Raw genomic sequence first — 15944 nt, forward strand, 5'->3', positions numbered from 1 at the left:
CCCATGTTCGCTCAAGCACTTTCCAGCCGGCTCGACCGGCGCGGCATCCACTACGCGTGGCTGATCGCCGCCATCACCTTCTGCGTGATGCTCACCACCTCGGCCGCACTCGGCCTGCCCGGCGCCTTCCTCAAGCCGCTGACGCGCGAGATGGGCTGGGACACGGATCAGATCTCATCCATCCTCGCGTTTCGCTTTGCGCTGTTCGGCCTGATGGCCCCGTTCTCGGCGATCCTGATGGAGCGTTTCGGCGTGCGCAACGTGGTGTGGGCCGCGCTGGCGCTGATTGCCGGCGGCATGGCGCTGGCCACTGTGGCCACCGAGCTGTGGCAGTTGTTCATTGCCTGGGGCCTGATGCTCGGCATTGGCTCTGGCCTGACCGCGCTGGTGCTCGCGGCCGTGGTCGCCAGCCGCTGGTTCAGCGCGCGCCGCGGGCTGGTGATCGGCATCCTGACCGCCAGTTCGGCCACCGGCCAGTTGGCGTTCCTGCCCGTGGCCGCCTGGCTGATCGAACATATGGGCTGGCGCATCGCGGTGCTGCCGGTGCTGGGCGCCTGCGCGGTGCTGGCCGTGCTGGTGTTCTGCTTCATGCGCAACCGTCCCGCCGATGTGGGCCTGGCTGCGTTCGGTGAAGTGCCAGTGCACGTGCAAGCCGCGCCGGCACCGACCAGCGCGCCTGCGCCGCTGACCTTGCGCGGGCCCTTCGTGGTGCTGCGCGACGCCGCCCGCAACCAGACCTTCTGGATCCTGGCCGGCACCTTCTTCATCTGCGGGCTGAGCACCAACGGCCTGATCCAGACGCACTTCATCTCGCTGTGCGCGGACTTCGGCATGGCCGCCGTGCCCGCAGCCGGCGCGCTGGCGATGATGGGCGCGTTCGACTTTGTCGGCACCATTCTCTCGGGCTGGCTGTCGGACCGCTATGACTGCCGCAAACTGCTGTTCTGGTACTACGGCCTGCGCGGCCTGTCGCTGTTCTGGCTGCCTCACTCCACGTTCACGCTGTACGGCTTGTCCATCTTTGCCATGTTCTATGGCCTGGACTGGATCGCCACGGTGCCACCCACGGTCAGGCTGGCAGGCTCGGTATTCGGCAAGGAGCGCGCGCCGATGGTGTTCGGCTGGATCTTTGCCGCCCACCAGGTCGGCGCCGCCACGGCTGCGTTTGGCGCGGGTCTTACCCGTACCTTGCTGCTGACCTATACACCGGCGCTGTACGCCGCAGGCGCGGCGTGCGTGGTGGCCGCGCTGCTGGCGTTGATGGTCCGCCGCCCTAGCACGCAGCCTAGCGGTGCGGCCCCGCAGGCAGCCAAGGCCTGACATTCGCGGCGCTCGCCGCCGCTGCGTTGCCCACGTCGCCATGACAAGGGCAACGCAGCACGCTTGATCCCCGCACTACATCCCGCCTTACGCCTCGCTTCCTCTCCCTTCGTCGTCCTCCGCGGTCATTCCTGACGCCGCGCTTTCCTCGTTTTTTCGTCCCCCAACCCGCCATCCAGGCAGGGCCTGTGCCTCTGCGTGCCTGTCCCATCAAGAATACAAATGGGCGCATCAGCATTCTTTGCCTCCCTGTCACCCGCATGACAACCCCTTTTCTTACTCTGCCAACGCGTCACGGGGAGCGTGATCGGACGCGCCGCCGGAGCGGCGCGCCGCGTTGGACAACAGAAAAGAGGAACCGGATATGGCATGGAAACAGCAGGCACGCATGGCATGTGGCCTGGCCCTGGCGGGCACGGTAGCGGCATGCGGCGGCGGCAGCGACTCGCCGGCAGTGGTGGCACCCGATCAGAACAACTTGAGCGACGCAAGTGTCGGCAGCAAGAAGAAGGTGCTGCTGGTCGGCGTGGACGGCGCCACCTATAGCCAGCTGCAGAGCGGCATCGGCCAGCGCACTTTGCCTAACCTGGCCACGCTGTCGATCACGCCAGCATCGACCGGCGGCCGGCTCGGCACCACCACCGAGCAGGCTCCGCTTGCCGGCCCGAGCTGGGCCACGGTCCTCGCCGGCAACTGGGCCAACCGCCACGGCGTCAGCGACGACGTTGCCGCGGCCAGCGGCATGCGCACGCCGAGCCTGTTCCAGTACTTGCGTGCCAACGCCAGCTCGAGCCGGCTGCGCCGCGGCGTCGCTTCCAGCGCGCCCGTGCTGCCGGCACTGCTCAAGGCCGACGTGACCGCGGGCAATCTCGATTCGATGCGCGACTGCACCGCCGACGACAACTGCGTGGCACAAGAGGGCGTGAAGCTGGTGCAGTCCGGCTACGACGTGGTCTTCACCCAGTTCAGCGCGCCCGGCCTGGCCGCTGCCGCCCAAGGCTTCCAGGGCGGCAGCTACGCCACCGCGCTGTCCGCCTTCGACCAGGCACTCGGCAAGCTGCTGGCCGCCGTGCAGGCAAGCCGCCAGGCCAACGCCGATGAGGACTGGCTGGTAGCCGTGACCACCAGTCACGGCCTGGACGCGACGGGTTCCACCACCACGCTGCCGACGGTGCAAAACCGCACCACCTTCATCGCGCTCAACAAGCCCTTCAACACCGCGGTGGCCAGCAACTTGCCGGCCGCGCCCGCCAACGCGGACGCGCTGGCGGCACTGCCGACCGAGGCCGACCTGCTGCCCACCATGCTCGCGCACGTCGGCGTGGTCCTGCCCGCCGCCTCGTACCAGATCGACGGCTCGGCCTTGGCCGGCACTGCGGGCGTGCGGGCCTTGCAGTCCGTGGTGGGCAGCACCAACACCTCGGTCGTGCTGTCATGGCAAAACCCCACCACCGCCACCGGCGACATGACGCTGCTGCGCGACGGCGTGCAGATCGCCACGCTGCCCGCCGGCACGTCCACCTATGAGGACAAGACCATCACCGCGCCGGCCAGCGGCGTGTACCGATTCAACTACACGTTGGTGCGCAACGGGGTGCCCACCGCGTTGCTGGCGCAGATCAACTACGTCAAGCCGATCGTGCTGGCCGACACGCTGCGCAACAACCTCGCGGCCTACTACAGCTTCGAGACCCTGCCGGCGGTGGACACTAAAGGCACCACCACCATCGGCCCGTGGGTAGCCGGCACAGACGGCGGCTCGCTCGGCAGCGACAACTTCGGCGGCAAGTCGCTGAAGGTCGATTCGAGAATCGATGCCTACCAGCTCACCCAGAGCGGTGCCGATATCGCGCTCAGCCCGCAGTTCACCATCGGTTTCTGGTTCAAGTCCGACTGCACCCAGGGCAATGGCACCGGCGAGCCGATCCTGTCGAACAAGAACTACGTCTCGGGCTCCAACGCCGGCATTGCGCTTGGCCTGTTCGGCAGCTGCGAGATCCGCTTCAACATCGGCAGCGGCGGCAAGCGCGATGACATCCAAGGCATGAAGTTCAGCGCCAACCAGTGGGCCTACGTGGCCTTGTCGGTCAACGCCACGGCCAAGACCTTCAGCGCCTACATCATCGACCCGGCGCTCGGCCTGCAGAAGACCGAGAACAAGGTCATCGCCAACACCGATGTGACCAAGCTCAACGGCCTCGCCACCAAGGTCTGGGGCATCAACGACGATGCCACGCACGCCTATGTGCCGAACAACAGCGGCGCGCTCAAGGGCGTGATGGAGTTCAACGACCTGGCCATGTGGACACGCCAGCTCAGCCTGGCCGAGCTGCAGACCATTGCCGGCTCGCGCCAGCCGCTGTCCACGCTCAACCCTTGATACCCATTCACCCCGAGAGCAAACATCATCATGAAGCCTTCGATCTCCTTCTTTGCCCGGCCAGGCTGGCTGGCGGCACTGGCGCTGTGCGCCGCGCTGGCCGCCTGCGGCGGCGACTCCACCGACAGCAAGCCCGCCGATCCTGCGCAGCCCGGGCAGCCGCCCGCAGCCACGCCGCAGCTGCGCTGCGCGCCTTAACGAGCAGCCGCCAACAGCGGTGACCCGTCCCTAACAGCAGCGCACCGCAGGGCACCGGCCCTGCCCACCGCACGAACCAAACAGTCCAGCTAAACACCAAGATGAGCCTTCACAGCAGACGCAAATTCCTCAAGATGGCCGGCGGCAGCGCCGCCGCCACCGCGGCGCTGGCCGCCTTCCCGCCGTCGATCCGGCGCGCGCTGGCGATTCCCGCCAACAACGCCACCGGCACCATCCGCGACGTGGAGCACGTGGTGATCCTGATGCAGGAAAACCGCTCCTTCGACAATTACTTCGGCACGCTGCAGGGCGTGCGCGGTTTTGGCGATCGTTTCCCGATCCCGCTGGCTGGCGGCCTCAATGTCTGGCAGCAGGCCTACACCAACCGCATCGTGCAGCCGTACCACCTCGACAGCACGGCCGGCAATGCGCAACGCGTCAGCGGCACGCCGCACAGCTACCCCGACGCCCAGAACGCCTGGGACCTGGGCCGCATGAACAAGTGGCCCACCTACAAGAACACCCAGTCGATGGGCTACTACACCCAGACCGAGCTGGACTTCCAGTTCGCACTCGCCAACGCCTTCACGCTGTGCGACGCCTACCACTGCGGCTTCCATGGCGGCACCAACACCAACCGCCTGTTCCACTGGACCGGCACCAACGACCCCACCGGCGCCAATGGCGGCCCGGTGATCGACAACAGCGGCGACTCCATGGGCGCTTCCACCGGCGGCTACCGCTGGACCACGTATCCGGAACGCCTGCAGGCGGCGGGCGTGAGCTGGAAGCTGTACCAGAACATGCCGGACAACTTCACCGACAACCCGCTGGCTGGCTTCGTGCAGTACCGCAAGGCCAACGAGGCGCGGGGCAATACGTCCAATGGCAGCCCCTACCCGGCCTATACCATCGCCGACGACGTCATCAACCCGCTCATCAAGGGCATCGGCAACACCATGCCGGACGGCGGCTTCCTGCAAGCGCTGAAGGACGACATCGCCGCGGGCAGCCTGCCGCAGGTGTCGTGGATCGTGGCGCCGGCGACCTACTCCGAGCACCCGGGGCCTTCCAGCCCGGTGCAAGGCGCCTGGTACACGCAGGAAGTGCTCAATGCGCTGACGGCCAACCCGGCCGTCTGGAGCAAGACCGTGCTCCTGATCAACTTCGACGAGAACGACGGCTTCTTTGACCATGTGCCGCCGCCCTGCGCGCCTGCCTACGACGCCAACGGCGTGCTCGCCGGCAAGTCCACCGTCGCCACCGACGGCGAGTACCACACCGACATGCATCCTTACGGCCCTGGCCCCCGCGTGCCGATGTACGTGGTCTCGCCGTGGAGCCGCGGTGGCTGGGTCAACTCGCAGGTGTTCGACCACACCTCGGTGCTGCGTTTCCTGGAGGCGCGCTTCGGCGTCGCCGAGACCAACATCAGCCCGTACCGCCGTGCCATCTGCGGCGACATGCTGTCGGCGTTCAACTTCGTCAGCCCGAACAGCGCGGCGCTGCCTGTGATCCCGAACCGCACCAAGACCGTTGCCGACAAGGTGCGCACGGATCAGGAAGGCATGGCACCGGTTGCGCTGCCGACCGTAGCCTTCCAGACCGCCAACCCGGCCACCCAGCCGGTGGGCACGCGGCCCTCGCGCGCGCTGCCTTACGAGCTGCATGTGAGCGGCCGTGAGGATCCGGGCCGCCAGGATCCCAACAGCAGGGGCATGTGGCTGCTGTTCAGCAACACGGGCACCGCCACCGCGGTCTTCCACGTATATGACCGTCTGCACCTGGACCGCGTGCCGCGCCGCTATGCGGTCGAACCAGGCAAGCAGCTTAACGGCCTTTGGGACGTCTTCTCCGCTGACAACGGCAAATACGACCTGTGGGTACTGGGCCCGAACGGCTTCCATCGCGCCTTCCAGGGCGACGTCAGCACCGTGACGGCAGCTGGCGGCACCGCGCCGGAGATCCGGGTGTGCTACGACATCGCCAATGCCGCGGTCTACCTGACCATGATCAATACCGGCGCCACGGCCTGCACCTTTACCGTCACGCCCGCCGCCTACCGCGACGACGGCCCCTGGACCTTCGACATCCCGGCAGGCAAGCAGCTCGACCAGCACTGGCCCGTCGGGCTGCAGGGCAACTGGTACGACTTTGTCGTGACAACCACCCAGGGCAGCTTCCGGCGCCGTTTTGCAGGCCGGCTGGAGACAGGCGCCGACGGCATCTCCGACCCCGCCCAGGGCAAGCCCGCACGGGCGGTGCCCTGAACGCAGCCCGGGCCGCACGCACCGGCCCGGGCTTGCCTGCCATCCCTGCTTCTTCGCCGCGCCGCCGCGCCCGTGGCCGCGCGGCGAAGAACTGTCATAAATCGCGGCTAGACTGGCGCGCTTGCATAATTCCCACGGAAATCCCCCATGCTCGGCGACCTGCTGACGACGTTCTATGAAGTGGCACGGCAGGGCAGCATCACCACTGCTGCCAAGCAGCTGCGCGTAAGCCAGCCCACGGTCACCGGCCGCATCCGCCAGCTGGAAGAGAACTACGGCGTGGAGCTGTTCTACCGGCGCGCTGGCCGGGTCGACCTGAGCGACGTCGGCGTGGCCCTGATGCCGGTGGTGGAGCAGTTGATGCAGCACGAAGGCAGCGCGGATTTCCTGCTGCGCAATGCCGGCAACCTGCATCTCGGCCATCTGCGTATCGGCGCTACCGGGCCCTACTACATCCTGAAGAGCGTGGCCGCGTTTCGCGAACGCTATCCCGCCATCGAGATCAGCATCGATATCGGCAACTCGCAGCAGATGCTGGATGCGCTGATCGAGTACCGCATCGACGTCGCCGTCTCCTCGCACGCCGTCGTCGACGATCGGCTGGCCCGCATCACGCTGGCCACCGACCCAATGGTGCTGGTGGTCAACCCAGCCCACCCGCTGGCGCGCGCGCCCAGGGTCAGCCTGGCGCAGCTGGCAACCTGCCACCTGCTGATCCGCGAGCACGGCTCGATGACGCGCAAGGCCACCGAGACCGCGCTGGACGACGCCGGCTTGCCACTGCCGGCCAGCACCGTCATCGGCAGCCGCGAAGCCATCTACGAAGCCATTCGCCAGGGCCTTGGCGCAAGCGTGGTGCCGCTGGGGGAAGTGCCGCGCGACCCGGCGCTGTGCGTTGTGCCGTTTGCCAGCCAGCCGCCCGTGCTGCACGAATACCTCTATTGCCTGCAGGGCCGCACGCATACGCGGCTGATCGGGGCCTTCCTGGAATGCCTTGCGCCGCGCAAGGCAGCGTAAGTGCCATCAGCAGCGTGAGCTAGCTGCGCAGCGCCGGCAAAAATCCCTGATATCCGTATTGGGATTCTTGCGCCGCACTTCATCCGTGGGTCATTGCCGGTAGGCATGCTTGCCGCTTTTCCGACCGGAGACGGCGCATGTCCTGCCTTGCCTTGTTTGACCTCGACCACACCTTGCTACCGCTGGATAGCGAATATGAATGGGCACGCTACCTGGTGGAGGCCGGCGCGGCGGATGCCGCCGAAGTCGAGGCCAACAACGCGCTGTGGCTGGCCGAGTACAGCGCCGGACGCCTGGACTTCCACCGCCACGCCGCCTTCGCCCTGGGCCTGCTGGCGCGTCATCCGCACGCACAGCTGGAGAGCCTGCGCAGCGGCTTCATGCGCGACGTGATCGCGCCGGCCATCCGCCCCGAGGCGCGCGCGCTGCTGGCCGCGCACCAGGACGCCGGCGATCTTTGCTGCATCGTCACCGCCACCTGCCGCTTCGTCACCGAGCCGATCGCCGAAGCGCTGGGCGTGGCGCACCTGCTGGCGGTAGAGGCCGGGCGCGACGCGTCGGGCAATTTCACGGGTGCGGTAGATGGCGTGCCAAGCTTCGGGGTGGGCAAGATCACACGTGTGGCGCAGTGGCTGGAATCGCTCGGCATGGCGTGGGCGCAGTTCGAGCGCAGCGTGTTCTACAGCGACTCGCGCAACGACATTCCGCTGCTCGAAGCCGTGAGCCACCCGGTGGCCACCAACCCGGACGCCGCGCTGCGCGCGCTGGCCAACACGCGCGGCTGGCCCCTGCTGATGCTGTTTGCTTCGGCCGAGCCGGCGCTGGCCACGGCCTGACACCCGTGACACCCGTGACACCCGGCGCCAGTCACGGGGCTTTCACAAAACCGGGGGATGATGGCGGGCACGCTTTTGTTACCTGACCGGCCGCCAGCGCCTATATTGACGTTGACGCCCTGACAATCGACCATCGCATCGCCCCCCCAAGGAGCCGCCCTCGCCCATGGCGCAGCCACCCAACGCAGGCAGTTTTGCTGAAATGCAGCAACTGGAGAGCATCCTGGAAGCCGGCGCCAGCCGCCTGGATGCCCGCCGCGTTGGCGAGGTGCAGGCAGGCGGCCAGTGCTTTCCCTTGTACACCGCCAGCATCGGGTCGAACGATCCGCACGCGCCCGCCATCGGCTTTTTTGCCGGCATCCATGGCCTGGAGCGCATCGGCACGCATCTGCTGCTCGACTACATGCGCATGCTGCTGTGGCGCCTGGAGTGGGACGAACTGCTGGAGCGCCAGCTGCAATCCGTGCGGCTGCTGTTCATGCCGATCGTCAACCCGGGCGGCATGTGGGCGGGCGCGCGCGCCAACCCCAATGGCGTGGACCTGATGCGCAACGCGCCACAAGACGCGGTTGGCCGGGTGCCGCTGCTGGCCGGCGGCCAGCGCGTGGGGGCGTGGCTGCCGTGGTACCGCGGCAAGCTCGGCGCGCCCATGGAGGTGGAAAGCGCAGCCATGCTGCAAGTGGTGGAGCAACAGTTGCAGGGCCGGCCCTTGAGCTTCGCGCTGGATTGCCACTCGGGCTACGGCTGGGGCGACAGCATCTGGTTTCCCTACGCGCGCACCGCCGCGCCAATGCCGCACCTGCCCGAGATGTTTGCCCTCAAGACCATGTTCGAGCAGGCACATCCTCACCATGGCTATGCCTTCGAGCCGCAGAGCCGCCAATACCTGCTGCACGGCGACCTGTGGGACTGGGCCTACGACCACACGCCGCCCGGCAATATCTTCCTGCCGATGACGCTGGAGCTGGGCTCGTGGCTGTGGATCAAGAAGAATCCCCGCCAGTTGTTCTCGCGCCAGGGCTTCTTCAACCCGGTCAAGGCGCACCGCACCGCGCGCGTGCTGCGCCGGCATGCCAACCTGCTGGATTTCCTGGCCCGCGTGGCCTATGCGCCCGAGCGCTGGCTGCCACGCGGGCAACACCGCCAGGAATTGCTCGACCGCGCCAACGCGCAGTGGCCCTGGGGGCCGCCCGGATGAGCGACTGGATATTGCTGCGCGGCCTGACACGCGAGACACGCCACTGGGGCGTCTTGCCGGGCGTGCTGCAAACCCACGCCGGCATCGGGCCAGTCACCATGCTGGACCTGCCTGGCAATGGCGTTGAGGCGACCGGGCGCGCGCCGGCCAACGTAGCTGCCATGGTGGCGTTCCTGCGCGATCGTGCCGCCAGGCAGGGGCTGGCGCGGCCGTACCGGCTGCTGGCGATGTCGCTGGGCGCCATGGTGGCGGCGCAGTGGGCGCAGCAGCACCCGGAGGAGATCGGCACGCTGGTGCTGGTCAACACCAGCATGCGGCCCTTTTGCAGCGTGGCCGAGCGGCTGCCGACGCGCAACTGGCCCGCACTGCTGGGCATGGCGCTGCGCTGGCACAACGCACCTTACTGCGAGCGCATCATCTACCGGCTGACCTGCAACGCCAGCGCGGCCTTCGCGACGGATGTGGCGCACTGGTGCGCGATTCGCACCAGTGCGCCGGTAAGCCGGGCCAATGCCCTGCGCCAGCTATGGGCCGCGGCACGCTATCACGCGCCGGGTGCGCCGCCGGCCTGCCCGACGCTGGTACTGTCGTCGGCGGCGGATCATCTGGTCGACCCGGTGTGCTCTGCGCGCCTGGCCGAAGCATGGGGCGCGCAGCACCGCCGCCATCCCTGGGCGGGGCACGATTTGCCGCACGATGATCCGGCCTGGCTGGCTGCCACGGTGGCGCGGTGGCTGGGCGCAACCGGCGCCAGCCACCGCTGAAGCCACGCCTTCATGCCTCACGCCTTCACGGACTTCACACCCGCGCGGCAGCGGCACGCCACATGCGTAGGGTGCTCCTGCAGCAGCCTGCGCACCACACCGTTGGTCCAGCCAAAGCCATCCTGCAGCGGATACTCGCCGCCCCCGCCGCCTACGGCGCCGTCCTCTGTGAGCTGCAGGGCGTACTTCTCCACCAGCTTGTACTCACGCTGGTAAAGGCTCGCCACGGTCAACAGCCAGCGATGGGCGATCTCGTGCGCAAGCGCCGCTTGCCCGGAACACGCAAACCCGCCGATCGCCAGCCATTGCAGCGGCGCCCAGCCGTTGGGCAGGTCCCACTGCTGGCCGCTGACGTGCTCCGTGGTGGCAATGCCACCGGGCTGCAGCAGCCTCGCGGCCACGGTTTGCGCCACCCGCGCCGCCTGCGCGGGAGTGGCCGCGCCAACGTAGAGCGGCACCACGGTCGCCGCCGTCAGGTTGGCGCGGGCGTGGTGGCGTTGCCAGTCGAAATCGAAGTAGGCGCCCTCGGCCTCGCGCCACATGAGCCGGTCGATGGCCTCCCGGCGGGCCTGCGCGCGCTGGGCGAAGACCGGTGCGTCGGCATCGCCGGCGGCCCGGGCCAGTTCGGCGAGCTTGTGCTCCAGCTTGAACAACAGGCAATTGAGATCCACCGGCAGGATCGCCGTGGTGCGAACGGACTCCAGCCCGCCGCCGGGTTCCTGCCAGCGCGAGCTGAAGTCCCAGCCCGATTCGGCCGCGGCGCGCAGGTCGCGGAATACCTCGGCGGCCGGCCGGGCGGCCAATGCTGCCGTGCCGATATCTTCGATATAGGCTTCCTCGCGCGGGGTGTCGCGCTCGTCCCAGTAGCGGTTCAGCAGGCTGCCGTCGGCCAGCCTGACCACCCGCCGGCACGCCTGCCCCGGCGCAAGGCAGTCGGCGCCCCGCATCCAGAAAGCGTACTCCTTGCGCAACTGTGGCAAGAAGCCCAGCTCGGCCTGCACACCGTGTTCCTCGAACAGCTCCACCATCAGCGCGAACACCGGCGGCTGCGAGCGGCTCAGGTAGTAGCTGCGGGTACCGTTGGGGATCACGCCATAGGTGTCGAGCAGGTAGGAGAAGTTGTCCGCCATGCCGCGCAGCAAGCCGGCCTGCCCGCTGGCGGCCAGGCCCAGCATGGTGAAGTACGAATCCCAGTAGTAGAGCTCGGAGAAACGCCCGCCCGGCACCACGTAGGCATGCGGCAGCGGCAATAGCGAGCATTGCGGCGGGTGCTGCGCGGGATGCCGGGTCAGCACCGCCCACAGCCCGTCGATATGGTCGGCCAGCGGCTGGTTGGGGTCGGACTCGTAGCAGCTGCGCGGCACCTCGGGCAGCACGAAATGCGCGTGCACAAAGGCGGCAAGGTCGAAGCCGGCTGCGCTGGCGCGAGCTCGGTAGGCGGCCAGGATGGTGGCCGGGTCCTGCCGGGGCATGGCGTCGGTGAAGGTCTTGCTGTCGGGAAAAATGCGCCCCATCTGCACCGCCACGAACAACTCCTGGTAGCGATCGGCGGGCGTGAGCGGATCGGCGTGCGCACAACCTGCCAAGCGGTGCGGGGCGAGTGTCTGGCCACCGGTGGGGTCGTCCACCTCGCGCACATGAGGCTGGCCTGCCGGCTGGCCGCCTTCGACGGTGATGCGTGGTGCCACGGCCCCTCCCGGTTTTTACCTGTGCGGCAGCGCGGGAAGCTGCCGACAAGCAATGAGAGTGGCTGGCTGGCGGGCGAGTTCCACCGCCGCGCAAAGGCGCCGCGTGCGGCCCGGACCGCGCGTCAAGCGCACGGATCGCGACAGGCGCGCACAGGATGCATCGCATGCGCCGCATGCGCCGGATGCGCCTCTTAGCGTTCCGATGTCTGCGTCGTCACCAGCCGCGGCCCGACCACGGCGTGGGCGCGGCGGAAATACTCGAGCGGCTGCGGGCGCCCGAGCAGGAATCCCTGCGCTTCGTCGCAGCCCTCGGCCTGCAGCAGGCTGAGCTGCTCGTCGGTCTCCACGCCTTCGGCCAGCACCGGGATCGCCAGGCTCTGGCCCAGCGCCAGAATGGCGCGGATGATGGCCTTGGCCTGCTGGCTGTCGGAGATTTCCGCGATAAAGGTGCGATCCAGCTTGATCTTGTCGAACGGGAAGGAGCGCAAGGTGTCGAGCGAAGAGTAGCCCGTGCCGAAATCGTCGATGGCAATGGTCACGCCCAGCGCCTTGATGCGGCGCAATATGTCCAGCGCCCGCTCCTTGTCGCCGATGATGGTCGATTCGGTGATTTCGAGTTCCAGCCGTCCCGCTGCCAGCCCGGTTTCCTCCAGCACTTGCGCCACCAGCGTGACCAGGTTGCCGTGGGTGATCTGCACCGGCGACAGGTTGACCGAGATCTTGCGCGGGAACGTCCACTGCGCGGCTTCCTGGCATGCGGTGCGCAGCACCCACTCGCCGATCGGCAGGATGGCGCCGCATTCTTCAGCCAGGGGGATGAAGCTGTCGGGCGCGATCAGCCCGCGCTCGGGATGATGCCAGCGCAACAGCACCTCGCAGCCGATGGCCTCACCACTGGCAATGGCGGTCTGCACCTGGTAGTCCAGCACGAACTGGTTGGCGGCAATGGCGGTCCACAGCTCGCCGGCCAGCGCGCGCCGCTCGCGCTCGGCCTCGTCCATCCGGCTTTCGTAGAAGCAGATCGATTCGGACAAGCTGCCCTTGGCACGGTACATCGCCAGGTCGGTATTGCTGACCAGCTGGTCGCGATGGGTGCCGTCGCCGGGATAGATCGCAATCCCGATGCTCGCGCCCGTGGTCAGGTCAAAGCCATCGAGCCGCACCGGCTCGCTCAGGCATGTCACCAGGCGCGCGCTGAAGTCGCTCAGCTCGGCCTGCCGCTCGAAACGCTTCACGGCAATGAACTCATCGCCGCCGATGCGAGCGATGAACTCGCCCGGCTCCAGCTGGCTGGCGATGCGCTGGGACACCGCGCGCAGCACGGTGTCGCCGGCCGCATGCCCGTGCAGGTCGTTGATTTCCTTGAAGCGATCCAGGTCGATGCCAAGCGTTGCCACCCGGCTGCCCTGCCTTTGCGCGCGCTGCAGTTCTTCGTCCAGGTAGTCGTTGAAATAGCTGCGGTTGGGCAGGCCGGTGAGCCCGTCGTGGCGCGCCATGTACTGGATCTTGGCTTCGATGCGTCGCTGCTCGGTCACGTCCTCGCAGGTGGTCACCCACGAGCCGTCAGCCATTGCGCTGTGCGACAGCGCAATGGCGCGCCCGTCGGGCAACGCTTCCACGCTGCGCCATTGCTGGTGGCGGCGCAGGATCTCGCGGTGCCGCTCGCAAAGCGCCTGCGCGTATTGCTCCGCGCGGTCGTCGGACTGGCCAGCCTCGGCCTGCATATCGCCGCCAAGGCGGCTGGCGAGCACGCCTGGTGCCGCGATTTCGCTCTCGCGCACGCCAGCCATGGTACGGCACAGGGCGAGAAAATCCGCGCCTGGCACCAGCGCCGCGCCCGCGCCGCGGAAGATCTCTTCCATGCGGCGATTGGTCAGGATGATCGTGCCATGCGGATCGAACAGGCACAGCCCCTGCGACATGTTCGCAAGAGCCAGGTCCAGCGTGCGTGTCACCTCCGCAATGCGCTCGGCGTCGGCCTTTTGCTGCGTCATGTCGCGCGTAACTTTGGCATAGCCAAGCTGCTTGCCCTTGCGATCGAAGATCGGCGTGATCAGCACGTGGGCCCAGAAGCGGGAACCATCCTTGCGCAAGCGCCAGCAGCCTTCCGCCGCGAAGCGGCCTGCCTCGCGCGCCTGCCGCAACGCCTGCTCGGGCAGCCCTGCGGCGCGATCCTCCGGCGTGTAAAAACACGAGAAATGCGCACCCAGGATTTCATCCCGGGTGTATCCCTTGGCCCGCTGCGCGCCGGGGTTCCAACTGCTCACGGTTCCAGCGGGATCCAGCGCGTAGATCGCGTAATCGGTCACGCCGAGTACAAGCGTGCGAAAAAGTTCGGTCTCTCCGGGAGGGCCTTGGATGTGCGGCATGTAGGGTGCGGGTGTAGGGTCGATGCCGTCTCGTGCGGCGCTCGTCCCGACGAAAGGACAAGCCGCGTGCAAACGACAATCGACGGAACCGGCGCAGCCTGTGTGCCGGGACGTCGATTGGTATAACGGCAATGCGGGCGCGAAGTTTACCCTTGCGCCGGCAAAGCGCAACCCTGCGCGTCGCAAGCCGGGCCGCCGGCGCCATCCTGGCTGCCCACCTCCATGCGCCCGCCCTGCCGCGCAACCGCCCGCGCCAGGCTCTCCTGCCACGCCCGCGCGTCGCCAAGGAACGGGCCCACGTCCAGCACCGCAAATTGATCGGTGCCGTTTTGCAGCGCAAACGTGGGGAAGCCATGCCCGCCCAGACGGTTCAGCAGCGCGCGGCTGGCGGCCATATGCGCATGCGTCTTGTCACCCCCAATGTCCAGACAAAGGCCGGCAAAGCGCTGCGGGTCCAGTCCGGCCTGTCCGGCAAGATCGGCCAGCACCTGCGCATCGGCAATGCGCAGCCCGTCCACATAGTGCGCATGCTGCAGGCGCGCCAGCAGATCGGCGGCGGCCTCGACGCCGCCCAGCGCCTGCGCGGCCAGGATCGCGGTGGTAGGCGGCGCGGAGTCCATCATCGCGCTCTCGTCGCGCAGCAAGCCTTCGAAATAGCGCTCGCCGAACGGCTGGCCGGTGAGCGCGGCGATGCGGCGGTCGTGCGGCATCACGTAGTCGCGCCATTGCGCCGTGATGCGGCGGCGGTTGGCGCCCGTGAGCATGCCGCCGCCGTGCAGCGCGAGCGCGAGGCCAGGCACGTCGCGCGCGGCACGCACCAGCGGCGCGGCGCCGTAGCACCAGCCACACAGCGGGTCGTAGATGTAATGCAGGGTGAGACCGGACATGATCAATGCTTCCTGAGATTTGATGCAGGCGTCATGCGCATCGCGAAACGCGAAACGCGGCTTGGCGCACCGCCGTTATTTTGCGGGCCACTGCATTTCGCCCTTGATGACCTTGGCGCTCAGATCGAGCGAGTCCAGGCCGCCCAGCTGCGGATAGTGCTTTTGCATCGCCGCGCTCAGCGCCTTGGCATCCGGCGCGCGCGCCGCCTCTTGCTCAAACGTGCGCAGGTAGTCCCGCGTGAAGCGCACCGACGCCAGCGTCTGCGGCGCATCGTCCAGATAGTGCCCGGGCACGACCCGCGCTGGCTTCTTAGCCGCGATGCGATCAAGCATGGCGATCCAGTGCTGGCGCGAGGCCGGTGTTTGCGTATCGGCCACCCAGACGTGGCTCTTGCCGAAGACCACCACGCCGCCGGCCACGGTCTTGAGCGACGGAATCCACACCACCGTGCGCTCCGGCGCCTGGCCGTCCAGGCCCAGCACTTCCAGCTTGCTGCCCTCGAGCTCGATGGCATTGCCGGCCAGCGGCTCGGGCAGCACCAGCGCCTTGGGCGCATTGTCCTTCAGGATCGGGGCCCAGTAAGCCAGCTTGCCCGACATGGATGCCTGGATGGCCGCCACCGTTTGCGGCGTGGCAACGATCCTGGCCGCCGGGAACGCGGCCTTGAGCACGTCCAGCCCGAAGTAGAAATCCGGATCGCTGTGGCTGATGTAGATGGTGGTGAGGTTCTTGCCGCTGGCGCGGATGCGCGCAACCAGCGCCTCGGCGTCGTTGCGCTGGAACTGCGCGTCGATCAGCACCGCGTCGTGCGCGCCGGTGACGAGCTCGGACGAGACCGGGAAAATGCTCTTGGTGCCGGGGTTGTAGACCTCCAGCTTGAGCGCGGCTGCGGCCACTGCGGGCGTGCTGGCGACGATGCCCAGGCACAAGGCGGTGGCGAGGCCGCGCAGGAATCGGTTCAGGGTCAGGCTGGAGCGCATCGGGAGTCTCACATGGCTGGGGATCAAGGAAACCGC

General features: G+C 67.8%; 12 protein-coding genes. 8 read left to right on the plus strand and 4 right to left on the minus strand.

Going from position 1 to position 15944, the window contains the following annotated elements; genetic code table 11:
• The first annotated feature begins 3 nt into the window (after positions 1–3).
• The 8 genes from AC07XB_RS20565 to AC07XB_RS20600 all read left to right on the plus strand — a co-directional run bounded on the left by AC07XB_RS20565 (position 4) and on the right by AC07XB_RS20600 (position 9983).
• The gene (locus AC07XB_RS20565) at positions 4–1320 is read left to right on the plus strand and encodes an MFS transporter (RefSeq protein WP_492807220.1); all 1317 of its coding nucleotides are present in this window, start codon (positions 4–6) and stop codon (positions 1318–1320) included.
• Positions 1321–1684: 364 nt separating this feature from the next.
• Positions 1685–3700 (plus strand): LamG-like jellyroll fold domain-containing protein, encoded by a 2016-nt coding sequence (locus AC07XB_RS20570; RefSeq protein WP_492831475.1) that lies wholly within the window; start codon positions 1685–1687, stop codon positions 3698–3700.
• Between the two features lie 30 nt (positions 3701–3730).
• A complete protein-coding gene (locus tag AC07XB_RS20575) occupies positions 3731–3898 on the plus strand; it encodes a hypothetical protein (protein ID WP_416052405.1) in 168 nt (55 codons plus the stop codon).
• 101 nt (positions 3899–3999) lie between these two features.
• Positions 4000–6168: a phosphocholine-specific phospholipase C gene (locus AC07XB_RS20580; protein ID WP_492371994.1), complete on the plus strand. Its 2169-nt coding sequence runs from the start codon at positions 4000–4002 to the stop codon at positions 6166–6168.
• 147 nt (positions 6169–6315) lie between these two features.
• Positions 6316–7185, plus strand: coding sequence for a LysR substrate-binding domain-containing protein (locus AC07XB_RS20585; RefSeq protein ID WP_492807216.1), 870 nt, complete (start codon positions 6316–6318; stop codon positions 7183–7185).
• 137 nt (positions 7186–7322) lie between these two features.
• Positions 7323–8021: an HAD family hydrolase gene (locus tag AC07XB_RS20590; protein ID WP_492371996.1), complete on the plus strand. Its 699-nt coding sequence runs from the start codon at positions 7323–7325 to the stop codon at positions 8019–8021.
• 166 nt (positions 8022–8187) lie between these two features.
• On the plus strand, positions 8188–9219 hold the full coding sequence (locus tag AC07XB_RS20595) for a M14 family zinc carboxypeptidase (RefSeq protein WP_492371997.1): 1032 nt from the start codon (positions 8188–8190) through the stop codon (positions 9217–9219).
• Positions 9216–9983 carry an alpha/beta fold hydrolase gene (locus tag AC07XB_RS20600; protein ID WP_492371998.1) on the plus strand — a complete coding sequence of 256 codons (768 nt, stop codon included), beginning with the start codon at positions 9216–9218 and terminating at the stop codon, positions 9981–9983. The genes AC07XB_RS20595 and AC07XB_RS20600 overlap by 4 nt, the downstream gene beginning before the upstream one ends.
• A gap of 17 nt (positions 9984–10000) precedes the next feature.
• Here the strand turns inward: AC07XB_RS20600 and treF are convergent, their stop codons facing one another.
• The 4 genes from treF to AC07XB_RS20620 all read right to left on the minus strand — a co-directional run bounded on the left by treF (position 10001) and on the right by AC07XB_RS20620 (position 15908).
• Entirely contained in the window at positions 10001–11671 is a 1671-nt protein-coding gene (treF, locus tag AC07XB_RS20605; protein WP_492807211.1) for an alpha,alpha-trehalase TreF, read from the minus strand.
• Between the two features lie 191 nt (positions 11672–11862).
• Complete coding sequence (locus AC07XB_RS20610) at positions 11863–14040, minus strand: sensor domain-containing protein (RefSeq protein WP_492831474.1); 2178 nt, start codon at positions 14038–14040, stop codon at positions 11863–11865.
• A gap of 146 nt (positions 14041–14186) precedes the next feature.
• The gene (locus AC07XB_RS20615) at positions 14187–14927 is read right to left on the minus strand and encodes a DsbA family protein (RefSeq protein ID WP_492807207.1); all 741 of its coding nucleotides are present in this window, start codon (positions 14925–14927) and stop codon (positions 14187–14189) included.
• Between the two features lie 75 nt (positions 14928–15002).
• Complete coding sequence (locus AC07XB_RS20620) at positions 15003–15908, minus strand: MBL fold metallo-hydrolase (RefSeq protein WP_492372002.1); 906 nt, start codon at positions 15906–15908, stop codon at positions 15003–15005.
• Positions 15909–15944: the final 36 nt, after the last annotated feature.

This window comes from Cupriavidus sp. GW821-FHT02F09, from assembly GCF_059421605.1.

Coding starts and splice junctions, on each gene's coding strand:
- AC07XB_RS20565 (WP_492807220.1), top strand. CDS start 4: ATGTTCGCTCAAGCACTTTCCAGCCGGCTCGACCGGCGCGGCATCCAC.
- AC07XB_RS20570 (WP_492831475.1), top strand. CDS start 1,685: ATGGCATGGAAACAGCAGGCACGCATGGCATGTGGCCTGGCCCTGGCG.
- AC07XB_RS20575 (WP_416052405.1), top strand. CDS start 3,731: ATGAAGCCTTCGATCTCCTTCTTTGCCCGGCCAGGCTGGCTGGCGGCA.
- AC07XB_RS20580 (WP_492371994.1), top strand. CDS start 4,000: ATGAGCCTTCACAGCAGACGCAAATTCCTCAAGATGGCCGGCGGCAGC.
- AC07XB_RS20585 (WP_492807216.1), top strand. CDS start 6,316: ATGCTCGGCGACCTGCTGACGACGTTCTATGAAGTGGCACGGCAGGGC.
- AC07XB_RS20590 (WP_492371996.1), top strand. CDS start 7,323: ATGTCCTGCCTTGCCTTGTTTGACCTCGACCACACCTTGCTACCGCTG.
- AC07XB_RS20595 (WP_492371997.1), top strand. CDS start 8,188: ATGGCGCAGCCACCCAACGCAGGCAGTTTTGCTGAAATGCAGCAACTG.
- AC07XB_RS20600 (WP_492371998.1), top strand. CDS start 9,216: ATGAGCGACTGGATATTGCTGCGCGGCCTGACACGCGAGACACGCCAC.
- AC07XB_RS20610 (WP_492831474.1), bottom strand. CDS start 14,040: ATGCCGCACATCCAAGGCCCTCCCGGAGAGACCGAACTTTTTCGCACG.
- AC07XB_RS20615 (WP_492807207.1), bottom strand. CDS start 14,927: ATGTCCGGTCTCACCCTGCATTACATCTACGACCCGCTGTGTGGCTGG.
- AC07XB_RS20620 (WP_492372002.1), bottom strand. CDS start 15,908: ATGCGCTCCAGCCTGACCCTGAACCGATTCCTGCGCGGCCTCGCCACC.